Genomic DNA, 17,509 nt, shown 5'->3' on the forward strand with positions numbered 1-17,509 from the left:
GCATCAAGTTAATGCAAACAACACTTCTTAAACTTCTTGCCACTGCCACATGGGCAAGGATCATTTCTGCCAACACCAGCTGCTGAGGTATTCATATCAAAAGCGGGTTGTTGCTGATCGGGATGCTTCGGTGTGGTTTGCTGAAGTACCATGTTTTCCATATTTTTCAGCAAATCATTTTCTTCGCCTGAATAGCAGCTCAGTTGTCTGAGCGCATTGGTCGCATCATTTAGATAGCAGTAAAAATCACCTTCATCTTTCATGACGTACTTTTTGATTTTTTCGGGGTCAACACCACAGCGTAAAGTCAGTTCATCCAGAGTAATGTAGTAAGTGTCTGCCCACTCTTTTTCGTAGAGATCCTTCAGGGCGGTCATAAACGACTCTGGTTGTGTGTTGTAGCATGCCTGTACCCAGGCATTCCATACCTGATTCTTTTCATGCTCCAGCGCGTATTCATAGAGCTGGTGGAGGTAGGTGGTCAGTGTTTGCAGTTCAAGGTCGCCCTGCTGGTAACGAACCACCAGTGCCCCCAGTGCTGCATCACGAACGTACTCATCGATACTGCTGTTTTCAATGATGGATTGCAGGGGGCGGATGTCACCAGGGCACAATGTCGCAAAGATCTGGCTCAGGCGGTCGCACACCACTTCGTCAAAATCATCGCCAATGGGGATGTTCACTTCGGCGCTCATAGAACTGAACAGGTCGATAACCACTGGCCATGCTTTGGTTTCGCGGAACTGGGTCAGCAGGTAGAGAGCGTGAAGTGCAAACCGGCTTTGCGCTGGGGAACTGCTGCGGTTGTCTTGTATTTTTACAGAGTTAAGCGCATCAAATAGCAGTGGGGTGATTAATTCTCCCAGACTGGCTGCTTCTCTAAGAGCGGCAACGGGCAGTTGGCTGGATACTTGGGAGAGGCTTTTTTTTAATCTCGAAGCTTCTTCGTTAGAAAGGGGCATGGCCTGCTTATCCAAAATTCGATCAATATAATGGGCGTTAGGATAGACGTTCGTTGCAGGAATAAATAGTCTACTCTGGCTAATGCCGGTAACTTTGGTGGACTGTTAACCCAATGCGGCAGAAATCACATTTTCAACTAATGACAGAATTCCCGGTTCGTTTTGTCTGCGAGCTGAACTATTCTGTGCAGCCTTCTGGTGGTCCGAACGTTCAATGGAAGAATTACTGAATTTGCTGGCGGATGGTCGCTTTCATTCCGGTGAGGCGCTAGGGGAGTCCCTTCGCGTAAGCCGGGCTGCCGTGTGGAAGAAAATAAAATCCCTGGAGACGCTGGGTTTAACCCTTGATTCCGTAAAAGGTCGTGGCTACCGGTTGCATCCGGGTGTTGAGTTACTGAGTCAGGAAAAGATTGTCGATTATCTGGATGTTGACACGGCAGCATCGGTAAAAGTGCAGGCTCTGCTGGAGACAACCTCTACCAATGATCAGGTGCGGGATATTATTGTGGATCGCCCTGACTTAAAGGCCGTGTGTCTGGCGGAATATCAAAGTGGTGGGCGTGGTCGTCGTGGCCGAGTCTGGAATAATCCCTTTGGCTCGAACATATGCCTTTCTTTGCGCTGGTTTATTAATGAAGGGATGGCGTCTCTGGAAGGGCTTAGTCTGGCGGTTGGGGTGTCGGTGGTAAAGGCGCTGGAATCCTGCGGCGCCAGTCATTTAAAGCTGAAATGGCCGAACGATGTGCTCTGGCAGTCCGAAAATGGTTATCAGAAACTCAGTGGTATTTTACTGGAGGTTCATGGTGACCCTACCGGTGAGTGTGAAGTCATTATTGGTATTGGTGTTAATGTGGCGCTGACCAATGAGCAAATAGACAGCATTGGTCAGCCTGCGGTGGATATGACGCGGATCTGCGGCAAGGCGGTGAGCCGCAACAGGATTGCCGGAGCCGTTATAAATGAGCTGAGTCACATGCTGGATGGTTTTGGCAAAAGCGGATTTGCTGCGTTTCGTGAACAGTGGCTGGCTTATGATGCATTTGCTGGTAGAAAAGTCATGCTTGATGCATCGGGCAAAAAAGTCGCGGGCATTGCCGGCGGTGTTAATCAGCATGGCGCGCTGCTGCTGGAGAATGCTGATGGGGTGTTGGCTTATAGCGGCGGTGAAGTGTCTCTGCGGGAACAGGTTTAGAAGGTAGTATGAGAATACTTGAACTGGACTCTGGTAATACCCGATTGAAGTGGCGGCTGCGTGACGCTGGCGACATTACGTCTCGCGGAGTGATTGATAATGATAGTGATGTTCAGGGTGAGGTTTCGGATGTGCTGAAACAGCTTGCGCCTGTGCGTCAGGCGAGATTGGCTATTGTCTCTGGTCAAGAACGGCTTGAGATGTTGTGTCAGGTTATTGAGGTTCAGTCAGGCATTCCATTATCCGTTGTTAAGGTCAGTGATGGCCAACTTGGCTTATCATTGGCTTACACGACGATAGGTGTCGATCGCTGGCTGGCGATGCTGGCGGCTCATCATTCATCTGCTGAAAAATATAAGGAGAAAACCAAGCTGGTGGTTAGTTGTGGTACTGCTATGACGGTTGATGTTGTTAGTGGTGAGGGTGTTCATCAGGGTGGCTTTATTGTGCCAGGTCTTCAATTGATGAAAAAAGCGCTAAGCACATCGACGGCGCAGCTTGAGCTAATAGAGGCGACAGCTTCTGAGATTACACCGGGGTGGAACTCCGCCGATTGTATCAATAATGGTGTTCTGGCTATGGTATCCGCAATGATTAATGCTCAGGTTGATCGTTATCCGGAGGCGATTGTCTGTCTTACCGGTGGCGATGGTGAGTTGCTGAGCCGCTTTGTTGGTGGCGAATGGGAATATCGGCCGGAACTGGTTATGGATGGAATAGCGTTAGCGTTTGATTAAATGAGAGAGAAATGCGCTGGATTGTATTGCTGTTGGTTTTTCTGAACGTTGGATATTTTGCTTGGGGCTCCTATAAAGAATCCAGAGCAGGTTATCGCTTGTCGGAAACAGATTTTAATTATGAAGAGCGCGCCGGTGGACGGCTGGTATTGCTGTCTGAAATGATGGAGCAAGAGAAGCCTGGACAGGAAGCGCCCTATCATCTGGATATTTCTGGTGGATCAGACGGCCAATGTCTTTTTGTCGGCCCGTTTGATAGCCCGTTAGATGTGGATGCAATAAAGCAGCAATTGTTTTCCATAGGGGTGGATAGCCAGGAGCGATCGGATGCAACGAGTGAAATGAAGGACTACTGGGTGCACATTCCACCCTTGCCCAGCAGAGTGGCTGCCGCTCGAATGTTGAGAGAGTTGCACGCGCAGAAAATAGACAGCTTTGTTATCACTTATGGTGAATTGGATAACGGTATTTCTTTAGGGCTGTTTTCTAAAAAGGAATATGCGGAATCAGTACAGCGTCGTTTATCTGATACAGGCTACACTGTTAAAATTAAAGAACTGTCTCATTCCCCGGAACAATGGTGGCTGGAGATGGATTCTGCGGTTGATGAAAAGGTCGGTGCAGGCTTCTGGGAACAAATGTCCAGCCGCTATCCGGATGCGAAAAAACGAAAAAAGAACTGCAAAAGCATTGCAACGGAAGAATAGTTTCAATAGTATACGCCTCGCGCTGAGGGAGACAGTCACCGGGTCGAAAGAGACGGATTAAACGCTTTTGAGAGAAAGCTTAATCAACAAAAACGACAGGGTTGACAAGAAAAACTTCCTGAATACAATAGCGCAGCATCGGGTGGGGTTCCCGAGTGGCCAAAGGGATCAGACTGTAAATCTGACGCGAAAGCTTCGCTGGTTCGAATCCAGCCCCCACCACCAGATTCTTTAAAATAGAATGTAAAATCAAATCTTGAATTAAGATTCAAAATCTGTTTTTCTTCTGTTTGCTGCTTAAGAAAAAGTTTGGAAAAATTTGATGCGGGTATAGTTCAACGGTAGAACCTCAGCCTTCCAAGCTGATGATGCGGGTTCGATTCCCGCTACCCGCTCCAATCTTTTTAAAGTCTTTGTGAAAGATTCTTGTTGGAAATTCTTAAAAAGGATTTCTTGTTAAGAGATTGTGCTCTTATAGCTCAGTTGGTAGAGCGCATCCTTGGTAAGGATGAGGTCACCGGTTCAACTCCGGTTAAGAGCTCCATTTTAATAATGGATTTGATAGAGACGCCAGTCTCTATTTTTGTAAGTGTTACGCATTATTACACTTACATGAGCCGGCGGGCTTTTCACGGTGACGGAACATGATTATAATCCGACACCTGTGAAAGTTTGGGTTGGTAGATTTTTAGGCCAGTAGTTCAATTGGTAGAGCACCGGTCTCCAAAACCGGGGGTTGGGGGTTCGATTCCCTCCTGGCCTGCCACTTCCGATGATCAAGCTCTTACTCTGAGCGAATCTTAATAGAGAAAATCAATCTGATGAGTGGAAATTCTGAAATTGCGGCTACGGGTCGTCTAGATGGTCTCAAGTGGGGCCTTGCGGCGGTTCTGGTCGCTATTGGCGTTTACGGTAACTATTATTTCTCCTCTGAGTCACTCTTTCTGAGAGTTGCAGGTCTGCTGGTTCTTGCAGTTATTGCTGGGTTTGTTGCTCTGCAAACTGTCAAAGGTGATGCATTCTGGACGCTGCTCAAGGATGCCAAAACCGAGATTCGCAAGGTTGTCTGGCCCTCACGTCAGGAGACTGTGCAAACCACTCTGGTAGTGGTTGCTGTCGTTCTGGTTATGGGTCTTATTTTGTGGGGGCTCGATTCTCTGCTAGGCTGGATGGTCAGCAGCCTGATTTAATAGGGACAAGACATGGCGAAACGTTGGTATGTAGTTCATGCCTACTCCGGTTACGAGAAGCAGGTGTTACGTTCATTGAATGAGCGCATCAAGCTTCATGGCATGGAAGATTTATTTGGTGAAGTTCTGGTTCCTACAGAAGAAGTTGTAGAGATCAAGAACGGACAAAAGCGTAAAAGTGAGCGCAAATTCTTCCCTGGCTACGTTCTCGTCCAGGTTGAGATGAATGATGACTCCTGGCACCTTATTAAGGAAACGCCGCGAGTTCTGGGCTTTATTGGTGGAACGCCAGAAAAGCCGGCTGCAATCACTGAGAAAGAAGCGGATGCCATTCTTCGTAGAATGGAAGAAGGTGTTGAGGCGCCAAGACCTAAGACGTTGTTTGAGCCAGGTGAAATGGTTCGGGTGGTTGATGGTCCGTTTGCTGATTTCGATGCGCGTATTGAAGCGGTTAATTATGACAAGAACAGTTTGCAGGTTCTGGTTATGATTTTTGGGCGTGAGACTCCGGTTGAGTTGACGTTCGGAAGTGTAGAAAAAGTTTAAGTCGCTTTTTCTCGACAGCCTCGTTGATCCTGTTTATGGGTTGCGGGGCTTTGTTTTATGGTGAATGTTCATCTTAAGTATTTTTGCGCTGGCGGTTTCGGGAAGTTTTCTGTAAACTGCTGCGCTTTGTAATCGGGTAGCCGTGGATTTGATGGGTTCTTTCTGGCCTAAGGAAGAGTTTGTTAATGAGGCAGTGACCCAAGTTGAGGTTAAAATGGCCAAGAAAGTACAAGCTTATATTAAGCTTCAAGTGCCTGCTGGACAGGCAAATCCTTCTCCACCTGTTGGTCCTGCTCTGGGTCAGCACGGTGTGAACATCATGGAATTCTGTAAGGCATTCAACGCCAGCACCCAGAAAATGGATGCCGGTATGCCAATTCCTGTTGTTATTACTGTTTACAGTGATCGCAGTTTCACCTTCGAAACCAAAACTCCGCCTGCTTCTGTTCTTCTGATGAAGACTCTGAAGCTGAAGAAAGGTTCTGGTCGTCCAAACACTGAGAAGGTTGGTACTGTGACTCGCGAGCAACTGCTTGAAGTTGCCAAGATCAAAGAACCTGATCTGACTGCTGCTGACGAAGATGCAGCTATCCGTACTATCGCTGGCTCCGCTCGTTCCATGGGTCTGAATGTGGAAGGAGTTGAGTAATGGCTAAAATGTCCAAGCGTGCAAAACTGATTGCAGAAAAAATCGAATCTACCAAGGCTTATAGCTTTGAAGATGCTGCAAGCCTGCTGAAAGAGCTTTCTGGCGTTAAGTTCAAAGAAACTATCGAAGTTTCTGTGAACCTGGGCGTTGATCCTCGTAAATCTGATCAGGTTGTTCGTGGCTCTACTGTTCTGCCAAACGGAACTGGTAAAGACGTTCGCGTAGCTGTGTTCACCCAGGGTGCTAACGCTGAAGCCGCTAAAGAAGCGGGTGCTGAAATCGTTGGTATGGATGATCTGGCTGAGCAAGTTAAAGCTGGTCAGATGGACTTCGACGTAGTTATCGCTTCTCCGGATGCGATGCGTGTTGTTGGTCAGCTGGGTCAGATTCTTGGTCCACGCGGCCTGATGCCTAACCCTAAAGTTGGTACTGTAACGCCTAACGTTGCTGAAGCGGTTAAGAACGCTAAAGCAGGTCAGGTTCGTTTCCGTACTGATAAGAACGGTATCATCCACGCTGGCGTTGGTAAGATCGACTTCGAAGCGGCTGCTCTGAAGCAGAACGTTGAAGCTCTGGTCGCTGACCTGAAGAAGCTGAAGCCAGCTTCCAGCAAAGGTATTTACGTGAAGAAAGTTACCCTGTCCTCTACTATGGGTCCAGGTCTGACTATCGACATGTCTTCCCTGACTGCGTAAGCAGTAAAAAGAATTACTGAGATTTGGTTTTCCGGGTCTCTGATCAGTCGTTGACTGATTGCGAAAGACTTTGGGGTCTCCGTTTATGACGGGGGCTGTCAAAGATCGTAGGTGTTGGACGCTGTGCCTGTTAAGTCAGGAGTCTTTTTTCGAAAAGGCTTAAAAGCGGAAAGCTTAATTTCCTGCGTAGACGGTGAACATGCTTAGTGCATATACCCTCACCGTATTGTAAGTGCTTAATGGTTCATTTTTTTAAATGTTTCGTTAAGTGTAACTTCATACTATTGGAGTAAAGCCCATGGCGTTAGGACTCGAAGACAAGAAGGCGATTGTCGCCGAAGTCAGCGAGGCTGCACAAAGCGCTCTGTCGGCTGTAATCGCGGACTACCGCGGTCTGACCGTAGGTCAGATGACTTCCTTGCGTAAGCAAGCTCGTGATGGTGGCGTCTACCTGAAGGTAGTTCGTAACACACTGGCTAAGCGCGCAGTTGAAGGTACTGAACTTCAGTGTCTGCAGGAAGTGCTGGTAGGCCCTACTGTGCTTGCTTTCTCTATGGAAGATCCAGGCTCCGCCGCGCGCGTGATGCAGGAATTTGCCAAAGAGAATAAAGAGTTGGAAATCAAAGCGCTGTCCGTTTCTGGTCAGCTGCTGGGTGCGGATCAGATCGATGTTCTGGCCAAGCTCCCAACTCTGGATCAAGCTCGCGCAATGCTGATGAGTGTAATGATCGCACCGGTAACCAAGCTGGCAAGAACTCTGAACGAGATTCCTACCAAGGTTACCCGTGTCGTGGCAGCTGTTGCCGACGAGAAAAAGAAAGCCGCTTAATTCTTTTTGAATTGGTTTTCTATTTTTTGCTTAAACAAATTTACTGGGCAGCTCTATTGAAGGGTGCTCATTAGAAAATATTTGGAGATATAGAGATGGCTCTGTCCAAAGAAGATATCCTGAACGCGATCGCTGACATGTCTGTAATGGACGTTGTTGAACTGGTTTCCGCTATGGAAGAGAAGTTCGGCGTTTCTGCTGCTGCTGCTGTTGCCGCTGCTCCAGTTGCTGCTGCCGCTGCTGCTGTTGAAGAACAGACTGAATTCGACGTAATTCTGACTGAAGCTGGCGACAAGAAAGTAAACGTAATCAAGGTAGTACGTGCTGCTACTGGCCTGGGTCTGAAAGAAGCTAAGGCTGTTGTAGACGGCGCTCCTGCTCCTCTGAAGGAAGGCGCTTCTAAAGAAGAAGCTGAAGACCTGAAGAAGCAGCTGGAAGAAGCTGGCGCTAAAGTAGAAATCAAGTAATTTCTATAGATGCCCATAGCGTCTAAAAAAGCGTTGCATAATCTCGAGTCTGTTGCATAATGGGCTCGTGTGGCTGGTGCCTGTAAAGGCGCCGGCCTTTTTTCCGTTGTATGAGCTATATCGTCTGAGTAACAATATTTGCGCACAACGTCTGAGCCATGCTGTGAATCCTTTATCTCCGAAAAGCCGGTTTGGCTTAATGGGGAGTTTTGTGCTTTCAGTATGCTGGGTTTTTGCGTCGAAGGTAGTTGCAAAGAGGGTGTTGTTCAGGGCGGTTTGATGCGACATGAAATCAAATCAGCAGGTCATGCTGAGGATTTGCAGTCCCAGATAGTAGGCGTTGCCAGAACTTTCAATACCACTTCTCTTAAAGCTGTGAGATGATGGTAGGTTACGGTGAATAGTCCGGATTGTGATGATTTATTCTCGTATTAAAGAGTCGCCTGACAAAGATTTGCTGATTGATATCGCATCAATCAGACCAGTGATACCGCTTTCGTTGCTTTACGCGATGTTGGCGGTTTTGCTGTGAAAGCAGGAATGAAAAACAGAACGGTAGTTCTTTTTTCAGGGCTTTATTGAAAGTGTGTTTGAGTTTGAAGGTGCTGGTTAAGCATTCTCAAAGCAGGCGCTAAAGCTCATGCAACGGTTTAAAGGTGGTCGTGGGGGAACCCAGACACCTGCAAGCCTGCTGAACTTGTCTTCCGGATCAGTATGGATGCAGTACCTGTATTGAACGTTGAGAAAGTGATGGAGGCTTCGAAGGTAGCGCGGCTACTGATGAAGTGAATGTTGGAATTGATTGGTTTAGACAGAGAGCCACCCGCTCTCGAAAAACCTACATGGTCAGGCGATGCCGCCTGCTTCCAGAAAACAGGTAACCAAGCTGGGGAACGCTGATGGCATACTCGTATACTGAGAAAAAACGCATCCGCAAGGACTTCGGCAAATTGCCGAGTGTCATGAATGTGCCGTATCTGCTGGCGATTCAGCTTGATTCATATCACAAGCTGTTGCAGTCAGGTAAAGAGCCGGCAGCAAGAGAAGATATTGGCCTTCATGCAGCCTTTAAATCGGTTTTTCCGATTGTTAGTTACTCAGGCAATGCTGCCCTTGAGTACGTTAGCTATAGACTGGGCACTCCTTCGTTTGATGTCAAGGAATGTCAGTTAAGAGGCGTAACCTACGCAGTACCACTGCGTGTGAAAGTACGTCTGATTATCTATGATAAAGAGTCTTCTAACAAGGCAATCAAAGACATAAAAGAACAGGAAGTGTACATGGGCGAAATTCCGCTCATGACCGATAACGGTACCTTCGTTATTAACGGCACTGAGCGTGTAATCGTGTCTCAGCTGCACCGTTCTCCTGGTGTGTTCTTTGATAACGACCGGGGTAAAACACACTCCTCCGGTAAGCTGCTTTATTCTGCTCGCGTCATTCCTTACCGTGGTTCATGGTTGGACTTCGAGTTTGATCCTAAAGATCTGCTCTTCGTTCGTATCGACCGTCGTCGTAAGTTGCCAGCAACGATTCTGATGCGTGCGATTGGTCTTGAAAATGAAGAAATTCTTTCAAGATTCTTTGACTTCGTAGAATTCAAAATCAGTTCTGATAACGTTAAAACAGAACTGGTTGCAGATCGCCTCCGAGGTGAAGCTGCTAGTTTCGATATCTACGATAACGATGGCAACCTGATTGTAGAACAAGGTCGTCGTGTGACTGCACGTCACATTCGTGATATCCAGAAATCTGCGATCAAAAATCTGGAAGCACCTGTTGAATACATCTTTGGTCGTGTACTGGCCAAGACAGTTGTTCACAAGTCTACCGGTGAAATCATTGCTGAATGCAACGCTGAAATCACTCCGGAAGTTTATGAACAGCTTCTCTCTGCAGGTATCAAGACTATTGAGACCCTGTACATTAATGAACTGGAATGTGGTCCGTTCATTTCAGATACTCTGAGAGCTGACAACACCACAAATCGTCTGGAAGCACTGGTAGAAATCTACCGCATGATGCGTCCTGGTGAGCCGCCAACACAGGATGCTGCTGAAGCTCTGTTCCAGAACTTGTTCTTCTCTACGGAACGCTACGATTTGTCTGCGGTTGGTCGTATGAAGTTCAACCGTCGTCTGGGTCGCGCTGAAGACACTGGCTCCGGTGTTCTGGATAATGAAGACATCATTGATGTTCTGAAGATTCTGGTAGATATCCGTAACGGTCACGGTGTTTGTGATGACATCGATCACCTGGGTAACCGTCGTGTACGTTCCGTTGGTGAAATGGCTGAAAACCAGTTCCGTGTTGGTCTCGTTCGTGTTGAGCGTGCCGTCAAAGAGCGTCTGAGCCTGGCAGAATCTGAAGGCTTGATGCCTCAGGATCTGATCAATGCCAAGCCTGTGGCTGCTGCTATTAAGGAATTCTTCGGTTCCAGCCAGCTGTCCCAGTTTATGGACCAGAACAACCCGCTGTCTGAGATTACTCACAAGCGTCGTGTATCCGCGTTGGGCCCAGGTGGTCTGACCCGTGAACGTGCCGGCTTTGAGGTTCGTGACGTACACTCCACTCACTATGGTCGTGTATGCCCAATCGAGACACCTGAAGGTCCGAACATCGGTCTGATCAACTCTCTGGCTACCTATGCCCGTACTAACGACTATGGCTTCCTTGAAGCGCCATACCGTCGTGTTGTTGATGGTCTGGTTACTGACGACGTAGATTACCTTTCTGCTATTGAAGAAGGTGAATACGTTATCGCACAGGCATCCGCTTCTGTTGATGAAAACAAGAAGCTGGCAGAAGACCTGGTAGCGGTTCGTTACCGTGGTGAAGCGACTCTGATGGGTCCTGAGAAAGTCCAGTACATGGACGTCTCCACCAAGCAGATGGTGTCCGTTGCAGCCTCTTTGATTCCATTCCTGGAACACGATGACGCCAACCGTGCATTGATGGGATCGAACATGCAACGTCAGGCGGTTCCAACCCTGAAAGCTGAGAAGCCTCTGGTTGGTACTGGTATGGAACGTAACGTAGCGTCCGACTCCGGTGTCTGCGTTGTTGCCAAACGTGGCGGTCTTATTGATACCGTTGATGCGGCCCGTATCGTGGTTCGTGTCAACAGTGAAGAGCTGCAGCCAGGTGAAGCCGGTGTTGACATCTACAACCTGACTAAATACACACGTTCTAACCAGAACACCTGTATTAACCAGCGTGCCCTGGTGAAGTCTGGTGACAAGATTGCCCGTGGCGACATAATGGCCGACGGCCCATCTGTTGATATGGGTGAGCTGGCGCTGGGTCAGAACATGCGTGTGGCATTCATGCCATGGAATGGTTACAACTTTGAGGATTCCATCCTCATCTCTGAGCGTGTCGTTCAGGAAGACCGTTTCACCACGATTCACATTCAGGAACTGACCTGTGTGGCTCGTGACACCAAGCTGGGTTCTGAAGAAATTACTTCCGATATTCCAAACGTTGGTGAGTCCGCGCTGAACAAGCTGGATGAAGCCGGTATCGTTTATGTCGGTGCTGAAGTGGGCGCTGGTGATATTCTGGTCGGTAAGGTGACACCAAAAGGTGAAACTCAGCTGACTCCGGAAGAAAAACTGCTGCGTGCCATCTTCGGTGAAAAAGCGTCTGACGTTAAAGACACCTCTCTGCGTGTACCGACCAGTGTTAAAGGTACCGTTATTGACGTGCAGGTCTTCACCCGTGACGGCGTGGAAAAAGACACCCGTGCACTGGCGATCGAGAAGACCCAGCTGGATGAGTATCGCAAAGACCTGAACGAAGAGTTCCGTGTGGTTGAGCACGATACTTTCGAACGTCTGCGTGCTGCCCTGGTTAACCAGCCTGTTGTTCGTGCACCGGGTCTGGGTAAAGGTGATCTGATCACCGATATGTTCCTGAACGGTATGGATCACGAACAGTGGTTCAAGATGTCCATGGCGGACGAAGCTCTGAACGAAATGCTGGATCTCTCCAGAGAACAGCTGAAAGAGCGTCGTGCACAACTGGACGAGCGTTTTGAAGACAAGAAGAAAAAGCTGCAGACCGGCGACGACATGGCACCGGGTGTCCTGAAAATCGTTAAGGTTTACCTGGCGATCAAACGTCGTATCCAGCCTGGTGACAAGATGGCGGGTCGTCACGGTAACAAGGGTGTTATCTCCATCATCATGCCGGTTGAAGATATGCCGCACGATGAAGAAGGTAATCCGGTTGATATCGTACTTAACCCTTTGGGTGTACCGTCCCGTATGAACGTTGGACAGGTACTGGAAACCCACTTGGGTGCGGCGGCTAAAGGTCTGGGCGTTAAGATCAATCGCATGATTGAATCCCAGAAGAGTATGTCTGAACTGCGAAAGTTCCTGGATGAAGTGTACAACGGCATCCCAGGTCACAGTCCGGTTGAAATTGACAAGTTCAGCGATGCTGAAGTCATGGAACTGGCCGGTAACTTGAAAGGCGGTGTACCGATGGCAACAGCGGTATTCGACGGTGCGAAAGAGACAGAAGTTAAGCGTCTGCTCCGTCTGGCTGACATGAACGACAGCGGTCAGGTTAAGCTGATCGACGGTCGTAGCGGTGACTCTTTTGAGCGTCCGGTGACTGTTGGCTACATGTACATGCTGAAGCTGAACCACTTGGTAGACGACAAGATGCACGCTCGTTCTACTGGTTCTTACTCTCTGGTAACTCAGCAGCCTCTGGGTGGTAAGGCACAATTCGGTGGACAGCGCTTCGGGGAGATGGAGGTCTGGGCTCTGGAAGCTTATGGCGCTGCATACACTCTGCAGGAAATGCTGACCGTGAAGTCCGATGACGTCGCTGGCCGTACCAAGATGTACAAAAGCATCGTGGATGGCGACCACAGAATGGAACCTGGAATGCCGGAATCCTTCAACGTACTGTTGAAAGAAATCCGCTCGCTGGGTATCGATATCGAACTGGAAACCGAATAACGAACGTGTGGCTAAGACACCTGTAACGCATCTTATTTGTAAGAGTGGAACAGGTGTCTTGCACCGAGAGGAGATACGATCTTGAAAGACTTGCTGAATCTGCTCAAGTCACAGGGCCAGACGGACGAATTCGACGCTATTCGGATCGGCCTGGCATCACCGGATATGGTCCGGTCCTGGTCTTACGGCGAAGTTAAAAAGCCGGAAACAATTAACTACCGTACGTTCAAACCTGAGCGTGACGGCCTTTTCTGCGCCAAAATCTTTGGCCCGGTAAAGGATTACGAGTGCCTGTGCGGAAAGTACAAGCGTCTCAAGCACCGTGGTGTTATCTGTGAGAAGTGTGGCGTTGAAGTTGCACTGGCTAAAGTGCGTCGTGAGCGCATGGGTCATATCGAACTGGCCAGCCCGGTTGCCCACATCTGGTTCCTGAAATCCCTGCCATCCCGTATCGGTCTGTTGTTGGACATGACCCTGCGTGATATCGAGCGGGTTCTGTATTTCGAATCTTACGTTGTTGTTGATCCGGGCATGACCACGCTGGAAAAGAACCAGCTGCTGTCTGACGAACAATACTACGAAGCCCTGGAAGAGTTTGGTGACGACTTTGACGCCCGCATGGGTGCTGAAGCGATCAAAGCGCTGCTGGGTGATATTGATCTGGAAGACGAAGTGAATACCCTGCGTGAAGAAATTCCGCAGACCAATTCCGAAACCAAACTGAAGAAGCTGAGCAAGCGTCTGAAATTGGTTGAAGCCTTCCACAACTCAGGCAACAACCCTGAGTGGATGATCCTGACCGTTCTGCCGGTTCTGCCGCCAGATCTGCGTCCTCTGGTACCTCTGGATGGTGGTCGTTTCGCAACGTCCGACCTGAACGATCTGTACCGTCGAGTGATCAACCGTAACAACCGTCTGAAGCGTCTGCTGGATCTGAACGCGCCAGACATCATTGTCCGCAACGAAAAGCGTATGCTGCAGGAATCTGTCGATGCGCTGCTGGACAACGGTCGTCGTGGTCGTGCCATCACTGGCTCTAACAAACGTCCTCTGAAATCCCTGGCCGACATGATCAAGGGTAAGCAGGGTCGTTTCCGTCAGAACCTGTTGGGTAAGCGAGTAGACTACTCTGGTCGTTCGGTAATCACCGTAGGTCCTACCCTGCGTTTGCATCAGTGCGGTCTGCCAAAGAAAATGGCACTGGAACTGTTCAAGCCATTCATCTTCGGTAAATTGGAAGCCCGTGGTCTTGCTACCACGATTAAAGCTGCCAAGAAGATGGTAGAGCGTGAAACTCCAGAAGTGTGGGACGTTCTGGCTGAAGTCATCCGCGAACACCCGGTTATGCTGAACCGTGCACCAACCCTGCACCGTCTTGGTATTCAGGCGTTCGAACCGGTTCTGATCGAAGGTAAAGCTATTCAACTGCACCCACTGGTGTGTGCGGCATACAACGCCGACTTCGACGGTGACCAGATGGCGGTACACGTACCTCTGACTCTGGAAGCCCAGCTTGAAGCCCGTGCCCTGATGATGTCTACCAACAACATCCTCGCACCAGCAAACGGCGAACCTATCATCGTACCTTCTCAGGACGTTGTACTGGGTCTGTACTACATCACCCGTGACCGTATTAACGCCAAGGGTGAAGGCATGGTCTTCGTTGATATCGACGAAGTTATGCGCGCGTACCGTACAGGTGCTGCTGAACTGCACGCCAAAATTAAAGTACGTGTACACGAAAAATATCGCGACAACGATGGCGTTGAGCACGATAACAAGTTCCTGGCGGACACCACCGTTGGCCGTATGATTCTGTGGGATATCGTGCCTATGGGTCTGCCATTCTCCCTGGTTAACCAGGCGATGAAGAAGAAAGCGATCTCCGGCCTGCTGAACGCCTGTTATCGTAACGTTGGTCTGAAAGAAACCGTTATCTTCGCTGACCAGATGATGTACATGGGCTTCCAGTACGCCACCATCTCTGGTACATCCATTGGTGTTAACGACTTCGTTATTCCTCCGGAAAAAGCGCGCATCATCGATGACGCCAACGACGAAGTACGTGAAATTGAAAACCAGTTTGCTTCCGGTCTGGTAACAGCAGGCGAGAAGTACAACAAGGTTATCGATATCTGGTCCCGTGCCAACGAAATGCTGGCCAAGCGGATGATGGACAACCTGAAAGTCGACAAAGTCATCGACCGTGACGGTAAGGAAGTCGATCAGGAATCCTTCAACAGCGTATACATGATGGCCGACTCCGGCGCACGGGGTAGTGCGGCGCAGATTCGTCAGCTGGCTGGTATGCGTGGTCTGATGGCTAAGCCAGATGGCTCTATCATCGAAACGCCAATCACCGCGAACTTCCGTGAAGGTCTGAACGTACAGCAGTACTTCAACTCCACTCACGGTGCTCGTAAAGGTCTGGCGGATACCGCACTGAAAACGGCGAACTCCGGTTACCTGACCCGTCGTCTGGTAGACGTTGCTCAGGATCTGGTCGTCACAGAAGACGACTGTGGTACGACAGCTGGTCTGTGGATGGCTCCGCACATTGAAGGCGGCGACATCGTAGAACCACTGGGTGATCGTATCCTTGGTCGTGTGGTTGCAGAAGACGTGCTCAAGCCGGGCAGCGACAGCGAAATCGCCGTTCCAGCCGGTACGCTGATTGACGAAGCCTGGGTGAAACGCCTTGAGCTGCTGAACGTTGACGAAATGCTCGTACGTTCACCAATCACTTGTGAAACCCGTCACGGCATCTGTTCAAGCTGTTACGGTCGTGACCTGGGTCGCGGACACATCGTAAACAAAGGTGAAGCGGTCGGTGTTATCGCAGCCCAGTCCATCGGTGAGCCGGGTACTCAGTTGACGATGCGTACGTTCCACATCGGTGGTGCAGCGTCTCGTAACGCAGCGGCTGACAGTGTAACGGTGAAGAATAAAGGTACAGTGCGACTGCTGAACCTGAAGTCTGTTGAACGTAAAGACGGCACACTGGTTGCAGTAAGCCGTTCCGGACAACTGGCTGTTGCGGATGAATATGGTCGTGAGCGTGAGCGTTACAAGCTGCCTTACGGTGCAATGATTTCCGTTAAAGACGGTGAAGTGATCGAAGCTGGCCAGACTGTGGCTAAGTGGGATCCGCACACGCACCCGATCATCACTGAAACTGCTGGTATTGTTGAATTCCAGGGCATGGATGAAAATATCACCGTTAAGACTCAGACTGATGAGTTGACCGGTTTGTCCAACATGGAAGTTATGGATCCGAAGGATCGTCCATCCGCTGGTAAGGACATCCGTCCTGCAGTTCAGCTGAAGGATGCCAACGGTAACGAACTGAAGCTGCCAGGCACTGATGTACCTGCTCAGTACTTCCTGCCAGCCAACTCTCTGGTTAACCTGGTAGACGGCTCTACGGTAGAAGTGGGTGCGGTACTTGCCCGTATTCCACAGCAGTCCAGTGGTAACAAGGACATCACCGGTGGTCTGCCACGGGTTGCTGACTTGTTCGAAGCGCGTAAGCCAAAAGAGCACTCTATCCTGGCAGAAATCTCCGGAACCATCGGTTTCGGTAAAGAAACCAAGGGTAAGAAACGTCTGGTTATCACGCCGACTGATGGCAGTGATCCATACGAAGAGCTGATTCCTAAATGGCGTCACCTCAACGTGTTCGAAGGTGAACAGGTGACCCAGGGTGAAGTTATCTCCGACGGTCCGACCAACCCACACGACGTTCTGCGTCTATTGGGTGTCAGTGAACTGGCTCGCTACATCGTTAACGAAATCCAGGACGTATACCGTCTCCAGGGTGTAAAAATTAACGATAAGCACATTGAGACCATTCTGCGTCAGATGCTGCGTAAGGTTGAAATCTCCGATACCGGTGATACTCACTTTATCCGTGGTGATCAGGTTGAGTTTACTCGTCTGCTCGAAGAGAACGACAAGGTTAGCCGTGAAAACAGTTTCCCTGCCAAGTTCGAACGCGTACTGCTGGGTATCACCAAGGCATCTCTGGCAACAGAATCCTTCATCTCTGCTGCGTCCTTCCAGGAGACTACACGAGTCCTGACGGAAGCTGCGGTACATGGTAAGCGCGATTATCTGCGTGGCCTGAAGGAGAACGTAGTTGTCGGTCGTCTGATTCCTGCAGGTACCGGTCTGACTTACCACGCTGAGCGTCGTAAGAGCCGTGAAGAAGTTGAGTTCGATGCACCTGCTCGTATCTCTACTTCCGATGCAGAGCAGGCACTGTCTGATGCGTTGAACTTCGGGGAAGTGTAACTCTTATTATAAGAGGCTCTGACATAAGAGGAGGAGTTTGCTCCTCTTCTATCTCTTATAAAACCGTCGCTGGTAAGCGGCGGTTTTTTTTATTCTAAAAACGTAAAAGCAAAAAGCATAAGATGGTTTGAGAGGGTGTCGCAAAAGCCCTGGTTCCCATGCTTTGCGTGGGAACCCATACTTCTAACGCTTTGAAAATTCAAGGGTATGCATTCCCACGCAAAGCATGGGAACGAGATGTTTGGAGTTTTGCGACAACCTCTTGA

Annotated in this window: 12 protein-coding genes and 4 tRNA genes; 15 read left to right on the plus strand and 1 reads right to left on the minus strand. The window is 49.4% G+C overall.

Annotated features, from left to right (window positions below; all coding sequences use genetic code 11):
* Positions 1-8 precede the first annotated feature (8 nt).
* Positions 9-962: a DUF1186 domain-containing protein gene (locus AKL11_RS25615; protein WP_067516521.1), complete on the minus strand. Its 954-nt coding sequence runs from the start codon at positions 960-962 to the stop codon at positions 9-11.
* 214 nt (positions 963-1,176) lie between these two features.
* Here AKL11_RS25615 and birA point away from each other — a divergent pair, with 214 nt between their 5' ends.
* The 15 genes from birA (at position 1,177) to rpoC (ending at position 17,243) form a co-directional block, all read left to right on the plus strand.
* Positions 1,177-2,154 carry a bifunctional biotin--[acetyl-CoA-carboxylase] ligase/biotin operon repressor BirA gene (gene birA / locus AKL11_RS08795; protein ID WP_067516523.1) on the plus strand — a complete coding sequence of 326 codons (978 nt, stop codon included), beginning with the start codon at positions 1,177-1,179 and terminating at the stop codon, positions 2,152-2,154.
* 8 nt (positions 2,155-2,162) lie between these two features.
* Entirely contained in the window at positions 2,163-2,891 is a 729-nt protein-coding gene (locus tag AKL11_RS08800) for a type III pantothenate kinase (RefSeq protein WP_067516525.1), read from the plus strand.
* An 11-nt stretch (positions 2,892-2,902) separates the two neighbouring features.
* A complete protein-coding gene (locus tag AKL11_RS08805) occupies positions 2,903-3,598 on the plus strand; it encodes an SPOR domain-containing protein (protein WP_067516527.1) in 696 nt (231 codons plus the stop codon).
* Positions 3,599-3,739: 141 nt separating this feature from the next.
* Positions 3,740-3,823: transfer RNA gene (locus AKL11_RS08810), tRNA-Tyr, on the plus strand.
* 99 nt (positions 3,824-3,922) lie between these two features.
* A tRNA-Gly gene (locus AKL11_RS08815) sits at positions 3,923-3,996 on the plus strand.
* Between the two features lie 70 nt (positions 3,997-4,066).
* A tRNA-Thr gene (locus AKL11_RS08820) sits at positions 4,067-4,142 on the plus strand.
* A 146-nt stretch (positions 4,143-4,288) separates the two neighbouring features.
* Positions 4,289-4,364: transfer RNA gene (locus tag AKL11_RS08825), tRNA-Trp, on the plus strand.
* A 55-nt stretch (positions 4,365-4,419) separates the two neighbouring features.
* Positions 4,420-4,788 (plus strand): preprotein translocase subunit SecE, encoded by a 369-nt coding sequence (gene secE / locus AKL11_RS08830; protein ID WP_067516529.1) that lies wholly within the window; start codon positions 4,420-4,422, stop codon positions 4,786-4,788.
* Positions 4,789-4,800: 12 nt separating this feature from the next.
* Positions 4,801-5,334, plus strand: a complete 534-nt coding sequence (gene nusG, locus AKL11_RS08835) for a transcription termination/antitermination protein NusG (RefSeq protein ID WP_067516531.1) — start codon at positions 4,801-4,803, stop codon at positions 5,332-5,334.
* A 214-nt stretch (positions 5,335-5,548) separates the two neighbouring features.
* Positions 5,549-5,983 (plus strand): 50S ribosomal protein L11, encoded by a 435-nt coding sequence (rplK, locus tag AKL11_RS08840; RefSeq protein ID WP_067517280.1) that lies wholly within the window; start codon positions 5,549-5,551, stop codon positions 5,981-5,983.
* The gene (rplA, locus tag AKL11_RS08845) at positions 5,983-6,678 is read left to right on the plus strand and encodes a 50S ribosomal protein L1 (RefSeq protein WP_067516533.1); all 696 of its coding nucleotides are present in this window, start codon (positions 5,983-5,985) and stop codon (positions 6,676-6,678) included. The genes rplK and rplA overlap by 1 nt, the downstream gene beginning before the upstream one ends.
* 298 nt (positions 6,679-6,976) lie before the next feature.
* Positions 6,977-7,507, plus strand: coding sequence for a 50S ribosomal protein L10 (rplJ, locus tag AKL11_RS08850; RefSeq protein ID WP_067516535.1), 531 nt, complete (start codon positions 6,977-6,979; stop codon positions 7,505-7,507).
* A gap of 95 nt (positions 7,508-7,602) precedes the next feature.
* Positions 7,603-7,974, plus strand: coding sequence for a 50S ribosomal protein L7/L12 (rplL, locus tag AKL11_RS08855; protein WP_067516537.1), 372 nt, complete (start codon positions 7,603-7,605; stop codon positions 7,972-7,974).
* 899 nt (positions 7,975-8,873) lie between these two features.
* Positions 8,874-12,950, plus strand: a complete 4,077-nt coding sequence (gene rpoB, locus AKL11_RS08860; RefSeq protein WP_067516539.1) for a DNA-directed RNA polymerase subunit beta — start codon at positions 8,874-8,876, stop codon at positions 12,948-12,950.
* Positions 12,951-13,031: 81 nt separating this feature from the next.
* Positions 13,032-17,243, plus strand: coding sequence for a DNA-directed RNA polymerase subunit beta' (gene rpoC, locus AKL11_RS08865; protein WP_067516541.1), 4,212 nt, complete (start codon positions 13,032-13,034; stop codon positions 17,241-17,243).
* Positions 17,244-17,509 lie beyond the last annotated feature (266 nt).

The sequence above is a fragment of the Endozoicomonas ascidiicola genome (assembly GCF_001646945.1).
Taxonomy (GTDB): Bacteria; Pseudomonadota; Gammaproteobacteria; order Pseudomonadales; family Endozoicomonadaceae; genus Endozoicomonas; species Endozoicomonas ascidiicola.

Excerpts from the sequence above, each read along its gene's own strand:
- birA (WP_067516523.1), top strand. The coding sequence starts at position 1,177 with ATGGAAGAATTACTGAATTTGCTGGCGGATGGTCGCTTTCATTCCGGT.
- rplJ (WP_067516535.1), top strand. The coding sequence starts at position 6,977 with ATGGCGTTAGGACTCGAAGACAAGAAGGCGATTGTCGCCGAAGTCAGC.
- rplL (WP_067516537.1), top strand. The coding sequence starts at position 7,603 with ATGGCTCTGTCCAAAGAAGATATCCTGAACGCGATCGCTGACATGTCT.
- rplK (WP_067517280.1), top strand. The coding sequence starts at position 5,549 with ATGGCCAAGAAAGTACAAGCTTATATTAAGCTTCAAGTGCCTGCTGGA.
- nusG (WP_067516531.1), top strand. The coding sequence starts at position 4,801 with ATGGCGAAACGTTGGTATGTAGTTCATGCCTACTCCGGTTACGAGAAG.
- rpoB (WP_067516539.1), top strand. The coding sequence starts at position 8,874 with ATGGCATACTCGTATACTGAGAAAAAACGCATCCGCAAGGACTTCGGC.
- rplA (WP_067516533.1), top strand. The coding sequence starts at position 5,983 with ATGGCTAAAATGTCCAAGCGTGCAAAACTGATTGCAGAAAAAATCGAA.
- AKL11_RS08800 (WP_067516525.1), top strand. The coding sequence starts at position 2,163 with ATGAGAATACTTGAACTGGACTCTGGTAATACCCGATTGAAGTGGCGG.
- AKL11_RS25615 (WP_067516521.1), bottom strand. The coding sequence starts at position 962 with ATGCCCCTTTCTAACGAAGAAGCTTCGAGATTAAAAAAAAGCCTCTCC.
- secE (WP_067516529.1), top strand. The coding sequence starts at position 4,420 with ATGAGTGGAAATTCTGAAATTGCGGCTACGGGTCGTCTAGATGGTCTC.
- AKL11_RS08805 (WP_067516527.1), top strand. The coding sequence starts at position 2,903 with ATGCGCTGGATTGTATTGCTGTTGGTTTTTCTGAACGTTGGATATTTT.